General features: G+C 65.7%; 10 protein-coding genes and 2 tRNA genes. 9 read left to right on the top strand and 3 right to left on the bottom strand.

Annotated features, from left to right (window positions below; all coding sequences use genetic code 11):
- Positions 1-42 precede the first annotated feature (42 nt).
- Genes nudC through ACZ9CK_RS11885 form a run of 3 tightly spaced genes read left to right on the top strand, consistent with a single transcriptional unit; the run spans position 43 to position 3,765 of the window.
- Positions 43-1,032 carry an NAD(+) diphosphatase gene (nudC, locus tag ACZ9CK_RS11895; RefSeq protein ID WP_476050047.1) on the top strand — a complete coding sequence of 330 codons (990 nt, stop codon included), beginning with the start codon at positions 43-45 and terminating at the stop codon, positions 1,030-1,032.
- Positions 1,029-3,167, top strand: a complete 2,139-nt coding sequence (locus ACZ9CK_RS11890) for an ATP-dependent DNA helicase UvrD2 (protein ID WP_476050046.1) — start codon at positions 1,029-1,031, stop codon at positions 3,165-3,167. Before nudC ends, ACZ9CK_RS11890 begins: the two co-directional genes overlap by 4 nt.
- Positions 3,157-3,765 carry a M48 metallopeptidase family protein gene (locus ACZ9CK_RS11885; protein WP_476050045.1) on the top strand — a complete coding sequence of 203 codons (609 nt, stop codon included), beginning with the start codon at positions 3,157-3,159 and terminating at the stop codon, positions 3,763-3,765. The genes ACZ9CK_RS11890 and ACZ9CK_RS11885 overlap by 11 nt, the downstream gene beginning before the upstream one ends.
- Here ACZ9CK_RS11885 and ACZ9CK_RS11880 read toward each other — a convergent pair.
- Positions 3,762-5,219, bottom strand: coding sequence for a zinc-dependent metalloprotease (locus ACZ9CK_RS11880; RefSeq protein ID WP_476050044.1), 1,458 nt, complete (start codon positions 5,217-5,219; stop codon positions 3,762-3,764). The genes ACZ9CK_RS11885 and ACZ9CK_RS11880 overlap by 4 nt on opposite strands.
- Positions 5,220-5,432: 213 nt before the next feature.
- Between ACZ9CK_RS11880 and ACZ9CK_RS11875 the strand changes: the two genes are divergently transcribed.
- From ACZ9CK_RS11875 to ACZ9CK_RS11850, 6 genes are all read left to right on the top strand, one after another.
- Positions 5,433-6,593 carry a YlbL family protein gene (locus ACZ9CK_RS11875; protein ID WP_426298698.1) on the top strand — a complete coding sequence of 387 codons (1,161 nt, stop codon included), beginning with the start codon at positions 5,433-5,435 and terminating at the stop codon, positions 6,591-6,593.
- A gap of 148 nt (positions 6,594-6,741) precedes the next feature.
- A complete protein-coding gene (locus ACZ9CK_RS11870) occupies positions 6,742-9,720 on the top strand; it encodes a UPF0182 family membrane protein (RefSeq protein WP_476050043.1) in 2,979 nt (992 codons plus the stop codon).
- A gap of 166 nt (positions 9,721-9,886) precedes the next feature.
- Positions 9,887-9,960 (top strand) — tRNA-Met (locus ACZ9CK_RS11865).
- Between the two features lie 120 nt (positions 9,961-10,080).
- A tRNA-Met gene (locus ACZ9CK_RS11860) sits at positions 10,081-10,154 on the top strand.
- 242 nt (positions 10,155-10,396) lie between these two features.
- The gene (locus ACZ9CK_RS11855; protein ID WP_476050042.1) at positions 10,397-11,326 is read left to right on the top strand and encodes a cytochrome b/b6 domain-containing protein; all 930 of its coding nucleotides are present in this window, start codon (positions 10,397-10,399) and stop codon (positions 11,324-11,326) included.
- 41 nt (positions 11,327-11,367) lie between these two features.
- The gene (locus ACZ9CK_RS11850) at positions 11,368-12,513 is read left to right on the top strand and encodes an acyl-CoA dehydrogenase family protein (protein ID WP_426298692.1); all 1,146 of its coding nucleotides are present in this window, start codon (positions 11,368-11,370) and stop codon (positions 12,511-12,513) included.
- Positions 12,514-12,641: 128 nt separating this feature from the next.
- Here the strand turns inward: ACZ9CK_RS11850 and ACZ9CK_RS11845 are convergent, their stop codons facing one another.
- Positions 12,642-13,430 carry a PspA/IM30 family protein gene (locus tag ACZ9CK_RS11845; RefSeq protein ID WP_426298690.1) on the bottom strand — a complete coding sequence of 263 codons (789 nt, stop codon included), beginning with the start codon at positions 13,428-13,430 and terminating at the stop codon, positions 12,642-12,644.
- A gap of 120 nt (positions 13,431-13,550) precedes the next feature.
- Positions 13,551-15,605 carry a TPM domain-containing protein gene (locus tag ACZ9CK_RS11840; RefSeq protein WP_426298688.1) on the bottom strand — a complete coding sequence of 685 codons (2,055 nt, stop codon included), beginning with the start codon at positions 15,603-15,605 and terminating at the stop codon, positions 13,551-13,553.
- Between the last annotated feature and the right edge of the window lie 253 nt (positions 15,606-15,858).

Genomic DNA, 15,858 nt, shown 5'->3' with positions numbered 1-15,858 from the left:
GGGCAAATGTTATTTGTCGGTGCGAGTCAGTACGGTAGGTACATGAGTTTTACCGAGTTCCGGGCCCCGGCGAACCACCTGACGGACACCCTTCTCCCAGTCCGTCCTGCCATGGTTGACCGGGGATCCGCCGAACGCATCAAGCCCGGGGTAGTCGAAGAACTCATCGCCTCCGGGACCGCGAAGGCGATGGTGCTGGCGGAGCGGCAGGCCCTGGTCGACGGGGATGCCCTGTGGCTGGGCGACGCCGGGACACTGTTGGCCTCGCTGCGGGAGGCCTCCGGGGCGCCGGTCACTGCGATTTACCTCGGCAGGACGCTGACGGATGCAGCCCACCCGCGGGACACTCCGGTGCTGCTGTTCGTTCCCGCCGCGTCCCCCGAGCCCGGTACCGTGGGCGTCCCCGCGACTGCTTCCTGGGTGGGCTTCCGGGAAGTGGCTGCCCGCCTGGACGCCACGGACACTGCGCTGTTCATCCAGGCCAGCGCCATCGCCAACTGGCATGCCACGCACACCCACTGCCCGCAATGCGGCACCCCCACCGACATCGAGGCCGGCGGCTGGGTGCGGCGCTGCCCCAAGGACAACTCCGAACACTACCCGCGCACGGACCCTGCAATCATCGTCACGGTGGTCGGTCCGGACGGCCGGGTGCTCCTTGGCGGCGGAGGACCCGCCGGGTCGATCAACCATTCCACCCTGGCCGGCTTCGTGGAACCCGGCGAGTCGCTTGAACAGGCAGTGGTCCGTGAAATCGGAGAGGAAGTCGGCGTCCGGGTCAGCAGCTGTCAGTACCTGGGTTCCCAGTCCTGGCCCTTCCCGGCGTCCCTGATGCTGGGGTTCACCGCCTTCACCGAAGACGCAGAGGCCCGGCCCGACGGCGTCGAGGTCACCCGGGCGCGCTGGTTCAGCCGCGAGGAACTCCAGGAGGCCGTGCTCTCCGGGGAGATCACGATCCCGTCCCGGCTGTCGATTGCGCGTTCCCTGATTGAGCACTGGTACGGCGGCGCCATCGAGGACCTCCAGAAGTGACCTCTGAGACCCACGTCCTTGGAGGTTCGCTGGAGGACCGCATCCTGGGCGGCCTCGATGCCGAACAGCGCGAGGTTGCCAGCACCCTGTCCGGACCGTTGTGCGTCCTGGCCGGAGCCGGAACAGGAAAGACCAGGGCCATCACCCACCGCATCGCGTATGGCGTGCACTCCGGCGTGTACAGCCCGCAGCGCCTGCTCGCCGTGACCTTCACAGCCAGGGCCGCCGCCGAGATGCGCAGCCGCCTGCGGGACCTGGGCGCCGGCAATGTCCAGGCCCGCACCTTCCACGCAGCAGCCCTGCGCCAGCTGCAGTTCTTCTGGCCCCAGGCTATCGGCGGCACGCTGCCGAACCTGCTGGACCACAAGGCCACCATGATCGCCGAGGCCGCGCGCCGGCTGCGTCTGAGCACCGATCGCGCGTCCATCCGTGACCTCGCCGCGGAAATCGAATGGGCCAAGGTTTCCATGCTCACCCCGGCCAACTACCTGGAGAACGCCCAGGGCCGCGGCACCCCCGGCGGCTTCGACCTCACCGCCGTCGCCCGGGTCTTCCAGTCCTACGAGGACGTCAAGACGGACCGCAACGTCATCGACTTCGAGGACGTGCTGCTCATCACCGTGGGCATCCTCCAGGAGGATCCGAAAGTGGCCGCCACGGTCCGGGAACAGTACCGGCATTTCGTGGTGGACGAATACCAGGACGTTTCGCCGCTGCAGCAGCGGCTCCTGGAGCTGTGGCTCGGGGACCGGGATGAACTCTGCGTGGTGGGCGACTCCAGCCAGACCATCTACTCCTTCACCGGAGCATCGCCCAAGCACCTCCTGGGTTTCAAGAAGCAGTTCCCGGAGGCTACCGTCGTCAAGCTGGTCCGTGACTACCGTTCCACACCCCAGGTCGTGAAGCTCGCCAACGAACTGCTGGGCTCCCGCCGCAGCGGCGGGCCGGCCGCCGACGCCGCCTGGGCGAAGCCCCTGCAGCTGGTGGCACAGCGCCCGGGCGGGCCCGAACCCCGGTTCATGGAATGCCCCGACGACGAAGCCGAGGCCGCCGTGGTTGCGGGCCGGATCCGCGAACTGCTCGACGCCGGGGTCCAGGCAAGCGAGATCGCCGTCCTTTTCCGCACCAACGGGCAGTCCGAAGCCTACGAACAGGCCCTCGCCTCGGCCGGTATCGGCTACCAGCTCCGGGGCGGGGAGCGCTTCTTCGCCCGCAAGGAAGTACGCGACGCGATCCTGCAACTCCGCGCCGCGACCCGTGCCGCCGCGGAAACCGCCGGCGAACCGCTCGGCCAGCTGGTCCGGGACATCGTGGCATCGCTGGGTTACTCCGATTCCGCCCCGCACGGTGGGGGCGCGTTGCGGGAACGCTGGGAATCCCTGGCCGCACTGGTGGCCCTTGCGGACGAACTTGCGGTGAACCGCGGCCCGGAATTCACCCTCGCCGAGTTCGTCAACGAACTCCAGGAACGTTCCGTCGCCCAGCATGCCCCCACGGTGCAGGGGGTCACCCTGGCCTCGCTGCATGCCGCCAAGGGCCTGGAATGGGACGCTGTGTTCCTGGTCGGCCTGAGCGAAGGCCTCATGCCCATTTCCTTCGCCGACACCCCGGAAGCCGTGGACGAAGAGCGGCGCCTCCTCTATGTCGGCATCACCCGTGCACGCGAGCACCTCAGCCTGTCCTGGTCGACGGCCCGCACACCGGGCGGGCGCGCCAACCGCAAGCCGTCCCGCTTCCTCGACGGACTGCGCCCCGACTCCGTCGGTTCGGCCAGCGCCCGCAGCCGCCCGCTGCCCCGCCGCAAGGCTGCTGCCCCGGCGTCGTGCCGGGTGTGCGGCAGCATGCTCGCCACCGGCGCCGAACGCAAGATCGGGCGCTGCCGCCAGTGCCCGCCCAGCTACGAGGAACAGACGTTCGAGGCGCTGCGGCAGTGGCGCAAGGACGAGGCAAGCTCCGCGGAGGTTCCGGCGTTCGTGGTCTTCACCGACGCAACCCTGACCGCCATCGCCGAGGCCCGCCCCGCAAGCTTGGAGGAGCTTGCCACGCTGGCCGGCGTCGGCCCTTCGAAGCTGGAAAAGTACGGGGAGGCCGTCCTCGCGGTGCTGGCCGAAGGCGGGAACGGCGATGGCTCCTGACCGTACCCCGATGCCCGAACTCACCCACGACGGCGCCCCCGTTGTCGTGCGCCGGTCGTCGCGCCGTCGCCGCACGGTGGCCGCTTTCTGGGAGGACGGGAACGCCGTCGTCGCCATCCCTGCGTCGTTCACCCAGGCGCAGGAGGGTGAATGGGTGCGGCGGATGCTCGAGAAGCTCAAGCGGCAGGGGGAGCGCCGCGCGCAAGGCGCTGGACGCCGTCGGCCATCAGGGGACGCGGAGCTGGCCGCCCACGCGGCGGCGCTTTCGGACAGGTACCTGGGCGGGCGGGCAGTCCCGACGTCGGTCCGGTGGGTCGGCAACCAGAACTCGCGTTGGGGCTCGGCCACACCGGCGGAAGGCAGCATCCGGCTTTCGGACAAGTTGAAGCCCATGCCGCAATGGGTGATCGACTACGTGCTGCTGCACGAACTGGCCCACTTGCTGGTTGCCGGGCACAATGCCGCGTTCTGGCGCCTCCTGGAGGCATACCCGGAAACGCAACGGGCGAAGGCTTTCCTTGAAGGAGTAGCCTTCGCCACGTCGCGCGGTCTGGGGAGGGGACCGGGAAGCCCAGCCGGGGAATCCGGGGGCTGCTAGGCCTTCGCCCCGCTGGAGCCGTCCCCGGTATCTCCGTCTTCGGTACCGCCGTCTTCGGTACCGCCGTCCTGGGCGTCCCCGGCATCCGGGCCGGCAGAGTCCGTGGGGGAGTCGTAACCCCCGTTCAGCAGCTTCTGAAGGGCGTCGTCCACCTCGCTGTCGCTGGCTTCGGCCAGGCGGCGGCGTTCGGAGAAACCCTTGGGATCGTCGAGATCCTCGGCCGTCGGCAAGAGGTCCGGGTGGTGCCAGATGGCATCACGGCCGGCGATTCCGCGCTCTTCCTTCAATGCTGCCCACAAGGTGGCAGCTTCGCGGAGCCTGCGGGGCCGCAGTTCCAGGCCGACCAAGGAGGAGAACGCGTGCTCGGCGGGCCCGCCGGTGGCGCGGCGGCGGCGCACGGTTTCACGCAGGGCCGCGGCCGAGGGCAGCATCTTCTCCGTTGCGGCGGCGGTCAGTTCGTCCACCCAGCCTTCCACCAGGGCCAGGGCCGTTTCCAGCTTCTCCAGGGCAGCGGACTGGGCCGGAGTGCGCTCAGGAGTGAACACGCCCTGGGACAGGGCTTCCTGGATGCCTTCGGGGTTGCCGGGATCGAGGTCGCGGGCCAGGTCTTCGACCCGGCTCATGTCGATGTGGATGCCTCGCGCATAGGCTTCGATCGCGCCGAGCAGATGGCCGCGGAGCCACGGGACCTGGACGAATAGACGGGCGTGTGCCGCCTCCCGGACGGCAAGGTAGAGGCGGATGTCGCTTTCCGGGACACTGAGGCCCTCGCCGAACTTGGCAACGTTGCTGGGAAGCAAGGCCATTTCCAGGTCGGCAAGGGGAACGCCGATGTCTGTCGAGCTGACAACTTCCGCGGACAGGGCGCCGATGGCCTGGCCCAGCTGCATGCCGAAGATGGCGCCGCCCATGTTCTGCAGCATGGACGAGGCACCGCCCATCATGGACTTCATCTCTTCCGGCATCTGCTGGGTCAGCGCGTCCGAAAGCGCGTTGGCGATGCTGTTCGCCACCGGCTCGGTCAGGCGCTTCCAGGTGCCAAGGGTCGCTTCCACCCACTCCGCACGCGACCACGCGCGGCCGATCAGCCCGGTGGCTTCCAGGTCCGTGACCGGATCCAGCCAGAGTTCGGCCAGCCGGAGCGCTTCATCGATGGCGCGGCTCTGTGCGGAAGTGACCGAGGGATCGCTCCCTGCCGCGGCCACCCGGCGCGCATTCTCGTGGGCCAGCTGCCAGTTGACCGGTCCTTCGGAGCTTGAGCTCATCATGGCCTGCACCTGGGAGAACATCTGCTGGAGCAGGGCAGGATCGTTGGGCAGGCCCGCTGCTTTGGCCAGCTCCGCCGGGTCGATGTCCCCCATGCCCTGGCCGCCCATCAGGTTCTTCAGCATTTCCGCCAAAGGATCCTGGGGTGCATCGTCCCCGTTGGAGGGGGTATTGGGCTTGGAAGTCATGGTGCCGCCGATCGTCGCTGCTGACTGGGATCATCTTCAAGTTACCGCGCAGGGACGGGGCTGTCTGCCTTGCGGGAGGCCCGTTCGCTCTAGGCAAAGCAGCATCCGGCGGGCACGGCGTCGTAGGGTGGGACGTTGAGAAGGGTGCCGGGCGCGAAGCGTCCGGCGACACGACATTGCGCACCTGCCGGTGCGCACGGAGAGGCCAATTCATTGAACACATCGCCGAACCCCTGGAACGGCCGGGGTACCGGAAGCTTCGACGACGGCGGGCAGCAGTTCCAGGAGCCGGCACCTTTTGAGGGCACGGAGCAGCCCCTGCCGCGCAACGGCCGATACACCGCGATGCTCATTTCGGGGGCCCTCGTGATCCTCCTGGGCATTGCCGCCGTGGCGCTCCCGGTTCCCTACGTGGTGGAGTCTCCCGGACCGACCTTCAATACCTTGGGTTCGGCCAACGGAAAGCCCGTGATTTCCGTCAGCGGGCACGAAAGCTTCCCCGCCAAGGGCAACCTCGACTTGACTACGGTCTACATCAGCGGCGGACCCAACGGTCCGGTCAATCTGGTGGAGGCCTTCCAGGCCTGGCTGGACGGCTCCAAGGCGGTCTACCCGGAGGAACTGATCTACCCCAAGGGCATCACCAAGGAGGAATCCGAACAGGAGAGCGCCCTGGCCATGACGTCCTCGCAGGAGAACGCGGTCGCCGCCGCCCTGAAGGAACTGGACATTCCCTTCAGCCAGAAACTCGAAGTCGCCGGGCTGAGCAGCAATTCGGCCTCGGAAGGGAAACTCCGTGAAGGCGACGTCTTCACGTCCATCAACGGCAAGGCCGTGACGACCCTCGCCGTCATCCAGGGCGAACTGGCCGCCACTGCGGGAGCCCCTGCCGCCGTCGTCGTTGAGCGCCAGGGCAAAGCGGTCACCGTCAGCATCACCCCCAAGAAGGGCGAAAACGACCGCTGGCTGCTGGGCGTGGCGCTGCAGTACAAGTTCACGTTCCCGTTCCAGGTGAAGATTTCCCTTGAGGACGTGGGCGGGCCGAGTGCCGGAATGATGTTCGCCCTGGGGATCATCGACACCGTCACCCCGGGCGACCTTACCGGCGGCAAGCACATTGCCGGAACCGGAACAATTTCCCCTGACGGAGTGGTGGGACCGATCGGCGGAATCGCGCAGAAGATGCACGGTGCGCGGGCGAAGGGAGCCAGCCTCTTCCTGGCTCCCGCAGCCAACTGCGACGATGTGGTGGGCCATGTCCCCAACGGCCTGCAGGTGGTCAAGGTGGAGACGCTCGGCGATGCCGAAGCGGCCGTGAAACGGCTCGCCGAAGGGCAGGACACCTCCGGGCTGCCGGCCTGTACCAAGAACTAGACTGGCGATGGAACTTAGCTCCGCCGCCACTCGTGGCATATTTGACGGCCCCGGACCGCGCAGCATGGCTGGACTGTGTTGCGGGGGACAGGCCGCTGAACACTCGCACTGAACCGTATATCTGACAACGAGCTATGAGGTACCTGGTTTGTCCCGTCCTGCAAGCACCCGCCCGCCCGGAAGACCGCCGCTGAGACGGGGTGCCCTGACTCCCACCTTGATTGTCGTGGCGCTCGCAGTCGTGGCCTTCGTTTTCTTCTCGAACGTCTGGACCGACGTCCTTTGGTACCAGCAGCTTGGCTTCTTCGAGGTCTACGTCCGCGAGAACCTTGCACGGATCCTGACCTTTGCCGGCGGGTTCGTCCTCATGTTCGGCGCCGTGTATGCCTCGATCCGCCTGGCGTACCGTGCGCGTCCGGTCTACGCCCCGGATTCCGACGTGCGGGACAACCTCAGCCGCTACCAGGTCCAGCTTGAACCGGTGCGCCGTGTGGTCATGATCGGCCTGCCGATACTGTTTGGCCTTTTCGCCGGCAGCGCCGCCGCCAGCCAGTGGCAGAAGGTGCTGCTGTTCTTCAACCAGGAACAGTTCGGGCAGCAGGATCCGCAGTTCGGCCTGGACATCAGCTTCTACCTGATGACCCTGCCGTTCCTGGGCTTCGTGACCGGATTCCTGATCAGCGTGGTGGTGGTCGCCGGCATCGCCGGAATCCTGACCCACTACCTGTACGGCAGCATCCGGCTCATGGAACGCGGCGTGTTCACCAGCCGTGCCGCCCAGATCCACCTCGCGGTGAGCGGTGCCCTGTTCCTGCTCCTGCTGGGCGCGAACTTCTGGCTCGATGTCTACGGCACGGTGCAGAACAACGGCGGCCGCTGGGCCGGTGCGCTTTATACGGACGTCACCGCCGTCGTGCCCACCAAGTCCATCCTCGCGGTGGCGGCGGGCCTGGTGGCCATCCTCTTCATCATCGCGGCCGTTATCGGCCGCTGGCGCCTGCCGGTGATCGGCACGGCGATGCTGATCATCACCTCGATCCTCGCCGGCGGCGTCTACCCCTGGGTGATCCAGCAGTTCCAGGTGCGCCCCTCGGAGCAGACCCTGGAGAACAAGTACATCCAGCGGAACATCTCCATGACCCGTGCCGCCTACGGCCTGGACAAGGTACAGGTCCAGCCCTACAAGGCGACCACCACCGCCAGCTCCGGGGCCCTGGCGAAAGACGCACAGACAGCGGCCAACATCCGCCTGCTCGACCCGAACCTGGTGTCCTCTGCGTTCGGCCAGCTTGAGCAGTACCGCCCGTATTACCAGTTCCCGAAGGCCCTGAACGTCGACCGCTACACCGTCAACGGCAAGACCCAGGACACCGTCATCGCGGTCCGCGAGCTCAACTCCGACGGCATCAGCACCGGCCAGCAGACCTGGTACAACAAGCACATCGTGTACACCCACGGGTATGGCGTGGTTGCCGCGAAGGGCAACAAGCTCACTGTTGACGGCAAGCCGGACTTCCTGCTTTCGGGGATCCCCTCCAGCGGCGTCCTCGGCAACGACTCGAGCTACCAGCCCCGGATCTACTTCGGCGAAAACACCACCGACTACTCGGTGGTCGGCGCCCCGGACGGCTCCACCCACCGCGAACAGGACCGGCCCGCGGGCAAGGACGGCTCCACAGACACCCAATACACCTTCACGGGCAACGGCGGGCCGAATGTGGGCAACTGGTTCAACCGCATCCTGTACTCTATGAAGTTCCAGTCCTCGGACCTGCTGCTGTCCGACGGCGTGAACGAGAAGTCCCAGATCCTCTACGACCGCACGCCGCGCGAACGCGTGGAGAAGGTGGCCCCGTACCTGACCGTGGACGGCAATGCCTACCCTGCGGTGGTCGACGGCCGGGTCAAGTGGATCGTGGACGGCTACACCACCAGCCAGTACTTCCCGTACTCCCAGCAGCAGCAACTGCAGAACGTCACGGCGGATACGCAGACCACTGCCGGCCGCACGGCGGTGCTGCCCAACAGCACCGTCAACTACATCCGGAACTCGGTGAAGGCCACCGTGGACGCCTACGACGGCTCGGTCACACTCTATGCGTGGGACGACCAGGATCCCATCCTGAAGTCCTGGCAGAGGATCTTCCCGAGCACCATCAAGCCATTTTCGGAAATGTCCGGTCAGCTCATGAGCCACGTCCGGTATCCGGAGGACCTGTTCAAGGTCCAGCGCGAACTGCTGGGCCGCTACCACGTCACCAATCCGGACCGTTTCTACAACAACGTGGACGCCTGGAGCGTGCCGAACGATCCGACCGTGCCTGGCGCGGATCCACCCAAGCAGCCCCCGTTCTACATGTCCCTGCAGATGCCCGGCCAGACTAAGCCGGCGTTCCAGCTGACCTCCTCCTTCATCCCGCAGACCGTCAACGGCAACGCCCGCAACATCCTGTACGGCTTCCTGTCGGCTGACTCCGAGGCTGGAAGCAGCAAGGGCGTGAAGGCGGAAGGCTATGGCCAGCTGCGACTGCTCCAGCTGCCCACCGATACCCAAGTGCCTGGCCCCGGCCAAGCGCAGAACAAGTTCAACTCCGACGTCGAGGTGTCTAAGGATCTGAATCTGCTGCGCCAGGGCGCTACCGATGTCCTCAACGGAAACCTCCTGACCCTTCCCGTGGGCGGCGGCCTGCTGTACGTGCAGCCGGTCTACGTGAAATCCACGGGCGAAACCTCGTACCCCACGCTGCAGCGCGTGCTGGTCGCCTTCGGTGACCAAGTGGGCTTCGCAAAGACGCTGGACGAGGCCTTGGACCAGCTGTTCGGTGGCAACTCCGGAGCCCAGGCGGGTGACTCGGCAAACAACGGGCAGACGCCCGGCACGCCGAACGCCCCGTCCGGAGCGGAGGACGCCAAGGCGGACCTTAAGGCGGCCCTGGACGAAGCCAACAATGCCATCCAAGCCGGCCAGGACGCCCTGAAGAAGGGCGACTTCGCGGCCTACGGAGCCCAGCAGAGCAAGCTCGCCGCGGCCCTGAAGAAAGCGCTCGACGCCGAATCCCGCCTTGGCGTGACACCGTCGCCGTCGCCGTCGAGCACCGCGACGCCGACCCCGACGCAGAGCGGCTAGGGTCCAGGAACGTAAACCCTTTGAGGGAGCCGGTGCCCGCGATGGATGGCGGGCGCCGGCTCTTTCCGTTTCCCGCCACCTGACCCATTCCGGCGGCGGGGGAGACGGACGTCACGTCGCCTGGATTTGGCCCCGCATTCACCGGACGGTAATGTAGTTCCTGCGACGCGGGGTGGAGCAGTTCGGTAGCTCGCTGGGCTCATAACCCAGAGGTCACAGGTTCAAATCCTGTCCCCGCAACTGGAAGAAGATCCGGATCAGTGCAAACTGGTCCGGATCTTTTGTTTTTCGAGGCGCTTCCGCCGTCGCGAAGCAGGTGGTCAGGAGCCCGCCGAAAATAGGGTAGAGTAGAGACCGCGACGCGGGGTGGAGCAGTTCGGTAGCTCGCTGGGCTCATAACCCAGAGGTCACAGGTTCAAATCCTGTCCCCGCAACTGGAAGAAGATCCGGATCAGTGCAAACTGGTCCGGATCTTTTGTTTTTGGCCCATGGAGAATAGTTGGATTTCCTAGTATTCTCGGTTTTGGGCGCCCGGACGGCAAGGAAAGTCAGCAGTGACGGGCACCCGATGGCCGCATCCGAAGACTGGCGTAACAGGCCTTGGCTGCGGCAGGCGAAAGCCTGTTAGCTTGATGCGTCCATGATTGCCAAAGTTCCCCGAGAGGTGTCTGCGAAGATGTCCGCCCCCACCAAGAAGCCGTCAGCGAAGCAAAGCAAGTGGCTTCGACCGGTCCTGGCCGTTTCCGGCGCCCTGCTGCTCCTTCTCATCTTCGTGCTGCTGGCCAAATGGTTCACTGGCAGCTCAGCCGGACAATCCTTCCTCCACGACTATCCGGGCCGCTCCGAATTGCCCGCCGGCACCGCGGTGGGGATCCCTGCCTGGTTGGGCTGGCAGCATTTCCTGAACGTCTTCTTCCTGGTGCTCATCGTCCGCTCCGGCTGGCAGGTCCGCACCGCCAAGCGGCCCCCGGCATACTGGACCCGCAACAACAAGGGACTCATCCGTACCAGGAATGCTCCGACGAAGATGAGCCTGGACCTGTGGTTCCACCTCACGTTGGATGCCCTGTGGGTCCTCAACGGCCTGCTCTTCATCATCCTGCTTTTCGCCACGGGCCAGTGGGTCCGGATCGTCCCCACCAGCTGGGACGTGTTCCCGAACGCGGTCTCGGCCGGAATCCAGTACCTTTCCCTCAACTGGCCTGTTGAGAACGGCTGGGTCAACTACAACGCCCTCCAGCTGCTGACCTACTTCGCCACCGTCTTCATCGCCGCCCCGCTCGCCATCCTTACCGGCCTGCGCACCTCCTCGGCCTGGCCCAAGAAGGCCGCCATCAACAAGATCTACCCGATCGAATTCGCCCGCGCCGTGCATTTCCCGGTGATGGTCTACTTCGTGGCCTTCACCCTCGTGCATGTCACCCTGGTGCTCGCAACGGGAGCACTGCGCAACCTGAACCACATGTACGGCGGCAGCAGCGACGAGAACTGGATCGGTTTCGGGATCTTCGCCGCCTCGCTCGCCGTGATCGTGGCCGCCTGGTTCCTTGCCAGGCCCTTGTTCCTTCGCCCCATCGCATCCTTGACGGGGAAGGTCAGCAAATAAACCCTGGCAACTAGCCGGCCAACCCGGATAAAGGAGTGCCCATGTTCGAGCTCAACGAAGAGCAGCAAGCGGTAGTCGAGATGGTGCGCGACTTCGCGGCAACAGCCATTGCCCCACATGCGGCCGAATGGGACGAACATAAACACTTCCCGGTTGACGTCCTGCGGCAGGCCGGTGAGCTCGGGATGGGCGGCATCTACGTAAAGGAAGAGTTTGGCGGTTCGGGCCTCAGCCGCACCGATGCCGTGCTCATTTTCGAGGAGCTGTCCAAGGCGGACCCTACGATCGCGGCCTACATCTCCATCCACAACATGGTTGTCTGGATGGTCGATGCTTTCGGAAACGAGGAGCAACGCGCCAAGTGGGTGCCGGGGCTTGCTTCGATGGAAGTGCTGGGTAGTTACTGCCTCACCGAACCAGGGGCTGGTTCGGATGCCGCTGCGCTTACCACCAAGGCTGTGCGGGACGGCGATGACTACCTATTGACGGGCACCAAGCAGTTCATTTCCGGGGCCGGGGCCGCCGGTGTCTACGTGGTCATGGCACGAACCTCCGACTCGGGCAGCCACGGCATCACCGCGTTCGTGGTGCCTGCCGATGTCCCCGGCATGTCCTATGGGCCGAACGAGAAGAAGATGGGCTGGAACGCACAGCCCACCCGGCAAGTGATTTTCGACGGCGTCCGGGTGCCCGCCGCCAACAGGCTGGGGGAGGAAGGCAGCGGCTTCGGTATTGCCATGAAGGGCCTCAACGGCGGCCGGGTCAACATGGGTGCCTGCTCCCTCGGCGGGGGCCAAGCCGCCATGGAGAAATCCATTGCGTACCTGAGCGGACGCTCTGCCTTCGGCGGACCGTTGATCAAGCAGCAGGCATTGCTGTTCGAGATCGCGGACATGGACACCGAGCTCGAGACTGCGAGGACGCTGCTCCTGCGGGCCGCAGACGCCTTGGAACGGGGAGCGCCGGACACGGTGCGGCTTTGTGCGATGGCAAAGCGGGTCGCCACAGACGCCGGATTCAACGTCGCCAACAAGGCGGTCCAGCTGCATGGCGGTTACGGCTATCTGTCCGAATACGGACTGGAGAAGATTCTCCGGGATTTGCGCGTCCACCAGATCCTGGAGGGCAGCAACGAGATCATGAGGCTGATCGTTGGCCGCTTGGCCGTCGAAGCAAAGCGCCCCTGAGATGGGGGCAACTGACTAAGCACCAAGTCTGGCAGATGAACAGCCCGGTGGCCGGTCCAGGAAGGACCGGCCACCGGGCTGTCTGTTTGTCCTCGGGCGGTTGACGCCGCAGGCCGTGACGCCGCGGCCTACAGCTTGTCGAAGTCCGCTTCGTTGACGGCCGGGGCAGCGGGCGCAGCGGAACCGCTGCCGATCGCCGCCGTCGAGCCACCGGACTTCAGGGCCGCAAGGCGGGCGTCGATCTCGGTCTGCTCGCCGAGGTCTTCAAGCTGGTTGAACTGGGCGTCCAGGCTGGACGCGGCGAGCTCCTGCTGGCCAAGGACCTTGGCCTCTTCGCGGCGGATCTTCTCCTCGAAGCGGCCGACCTCACTGGTGGGGTCCATGATGTCGATGCTCTTGAGGGCGTCGTGCACCTGGGACTGGGCCTGGGCGGTCTTGGCACGGGCAACCAGTTCGTTGCGCTTGGCCGTGAGCTGGTTGAGCTTGTTCTTCATCTGGTCCAGGCCGACCTTGAGCCGGTCCACCACCTCGCTCTGGGAGGCAATGTTCGGCTCTGCGGCTTTGGCTTCGCCCTCCGCGGTCATCTGGCGCTGGATGGCCACCTTGGCCAGGTTATCGAACTTCTCGGCGTCGACGGCATCGCCGGCCGCACGGTACTCGTCCGCCTTGCGGGACGCTGCGAGGGCTTTGTTGCCCCAGTCCTGGGCGTTCTTGATGTCCTCGTTGTAGTCAGCCTGGAGCATGCGGAGGTTGCCGATGGTCTGGGCCACTGCGGACTCCGCCTCGGCAATGTTGTTCGTGTAGTCACGGACCATCTGGTCCAGCATTTTCTGCGGGTCCTCAGCCTGGTCGAGCAAGGCATTGATGTTCGCCTTGGCGAGCTGGGCGATCCTGCCGAAAATGGACTGCTTAACCATGGTGTTGCCTTTCGTCCTGCTCAGTGGGTCCCACTGAATCCAGTGATCAGTTGTTGTACCGCTTCTACGTGGGGCTTGGGCCCCGCCTAGTCTTTGTGGGCTAGAAGCTCCCGTTGTGGGCTAGAAGTCACCGCCTCCGCCGGAGTCCCCGCCCCAGCCGCCGTCTCCGCCGCCCCAGCCGCCGCCGCTATCACCGCCGCCGCCGAAGAAGCCTCCACCCCCGCCGCCGTCATTGTGGCCGCCGCCCCAGCCGCCTCCACCTCCGCCGAAGATGGAGTTGATGAGGATGCCGCCAAGAATGGCACCGCCCAGGCCGCCACCGCCGCCACCGAACATGCCACCGCTGTTGTAGCCCTGGTTGGCATAGCCGCCGAACTGTTCGACGTCGGACTGAGCCACCTGAGCGGCCTGTGCCGCCAGCGCGTGCGCCTGTTGTGCGTAAGCGAGGGCAGTGACGGGATCGTTCCGGGAGATGGAAAGCGCGTAGTCAAGGTTCCGCTGTGCTTCGGCAAGGCGGGTCCGGGCTTCGGTGCCCACCCCGCCGCGGCGGGCCGTGATGTAGTCGGACGTGGCGCTGATCTGGGCCTGGGCCGCCATGATCGTCTGCTGAAGCGAGGCCTGCGCGCGGCGGGCCTGTTCCTGCTGGTCACGGATTCCGCCAAGGGACTGGTCCAGGGCCTGGTGCGCCTTCTCCACCTTGTCGAGCGTGGCAATGGGGTCGATCTTGCCGGCCTGGATTTCGGCCTTCACCTGCGCAAGTGCCGACTCCACGCCGGCCACGGGCCCGGCCAGTTCGGGATGCGCCCCCGACTGGATCATGGCCTTGGCCTGGGCGAGGTCCTGGCTGGTGTCCACGACTGCGCTCTCAAGGGAGGCGCGGGCTTCATCGAGGCTGCCGGCGGTCTTTCCAATGGCATCGATCAGGACGTTCGTCTGGTGGAGGCTTTCCTCGGCCGCCCGCACGGCAACAGCAGCAAGGCTGTTTTCGCCCGCGGCCAGCTTTTCCTGGGCTGCCGCCGTGGCGTTCTGAACGAAGGCCAACCGTTCCTTGGCCTGCGTGATGTTGTCGGCGACCTGCGTGAGGGCGCTGCCGGCGTACTTCGCGCGGAGTCCGTTGAGGGACTGCTCGGCACTGGCAATCTTCGCCTCCGCTTCCCGGACGCCCGTCCCAACGGTGGCCAGGGCCTGCGGGGCTTTCTTTTCGAGCTCCCGCAGGGAATCGAAGTCTGCCTTCTGTTCCCGGAGCGAAGCGAGGGCGGCTTCAGAGCGGCGGATGATTTCGCCCAGCCAGCTGCGCTGCTGCTCTTCGGTATCCGGAATATGGTCATCGAGTTGCTGCTGCAACTTGAAGGACTCTGTCATGTGCGTCTTGGCTTCCTGCAGCGCCTTCGTGAAGTTCCCGACGGCGGCGTCACCGTATTGTGCCTGGGCGAAGCCGAGTTCCTGCTCGCTCGACTTGATGGCGTCATCCGCCTCGATCAGCAGGGAGCCGGCCTTGCGGCGCAGTTCCTCGACACTCAACGAGGCCAGCGGATCGGGCTCTCCCTGTCCGGGGGAGTATGCCGTGCCGGAACCCATAGCTCCCTTCTTGCGGCGGTTGCGCAGGTAGAGGTAGGTACCGACGCCGCCGGCCGCTACGATGCCCGCGCCAACGAGCACGGCAGCCCCGGAGCCGCCATTGGGAACCGTGCCTTTGCCCCCGCCTGCGGCGTCGCCGATGGCCGCTGCGGCGTCGATCGCTGCCTGGGCATAGTTGCTGTTTGCAAGCTGCGGACCAATGGCGTTGCTCTTGATGCTTTCGATCTGGGCGTCGGTGATCTTGCTGCCGCCCTTGTTCAGGATGTACTGCCGGGTATCGGTGGCGATTGCGAAAATGAGGGCGTTGGATCCGAGGCTTGCCTTTTCGGCGACCTTGTCGGTCCACGCCTCCCGATTGGTCGGGTTTTCGAATTTCTTGACCGTGACGACGTGAAGCACCATCGAGTGCTCGGTTCCGAGTTTCTTGATGGCGTCCTGGACTTCCGATGTCCTGCTGCCCAGCACGCCGGCATCGTCCACGATCTTGGTGGTCGGGTTCAGGTCCACCGGGTCTTCCGCCCATGCGGATGCGGCCGGGAAGGCCAATAATCCGGTCAGGCCAATGACGGCGAGAACTCGTTTCAACATTGACCGCATGCGCAACCCTTCAGCACGTCTGCGACTGGTCCAGGCCGGAACAATCGTCACAGAATGCAGCAGCGCCCCCACGCATGGTTTGTAGAGCCGCAGGGTCGCTGTGGCAATTCCATTGTGATTCTATGGTGCACCCAAAAAGGCGTCCACCGAGCCGAATATGCCGCCAGCGAAACGTGGAGAAAAGCCGGAACTTCCCGCGTTGTAGGCAGTTTTTGCGGCTGTTCGTCCAGGGGCCCGCGGAGGATGCGCATGG

It is taken from the genome of Arthrobacter sp. TE26545 (assembly GCF_056279005.1).
Note: the sequence above shows the minus strand (reverse complement) of the source record. Positions and strands in the feature narration are given on the sequence as shown.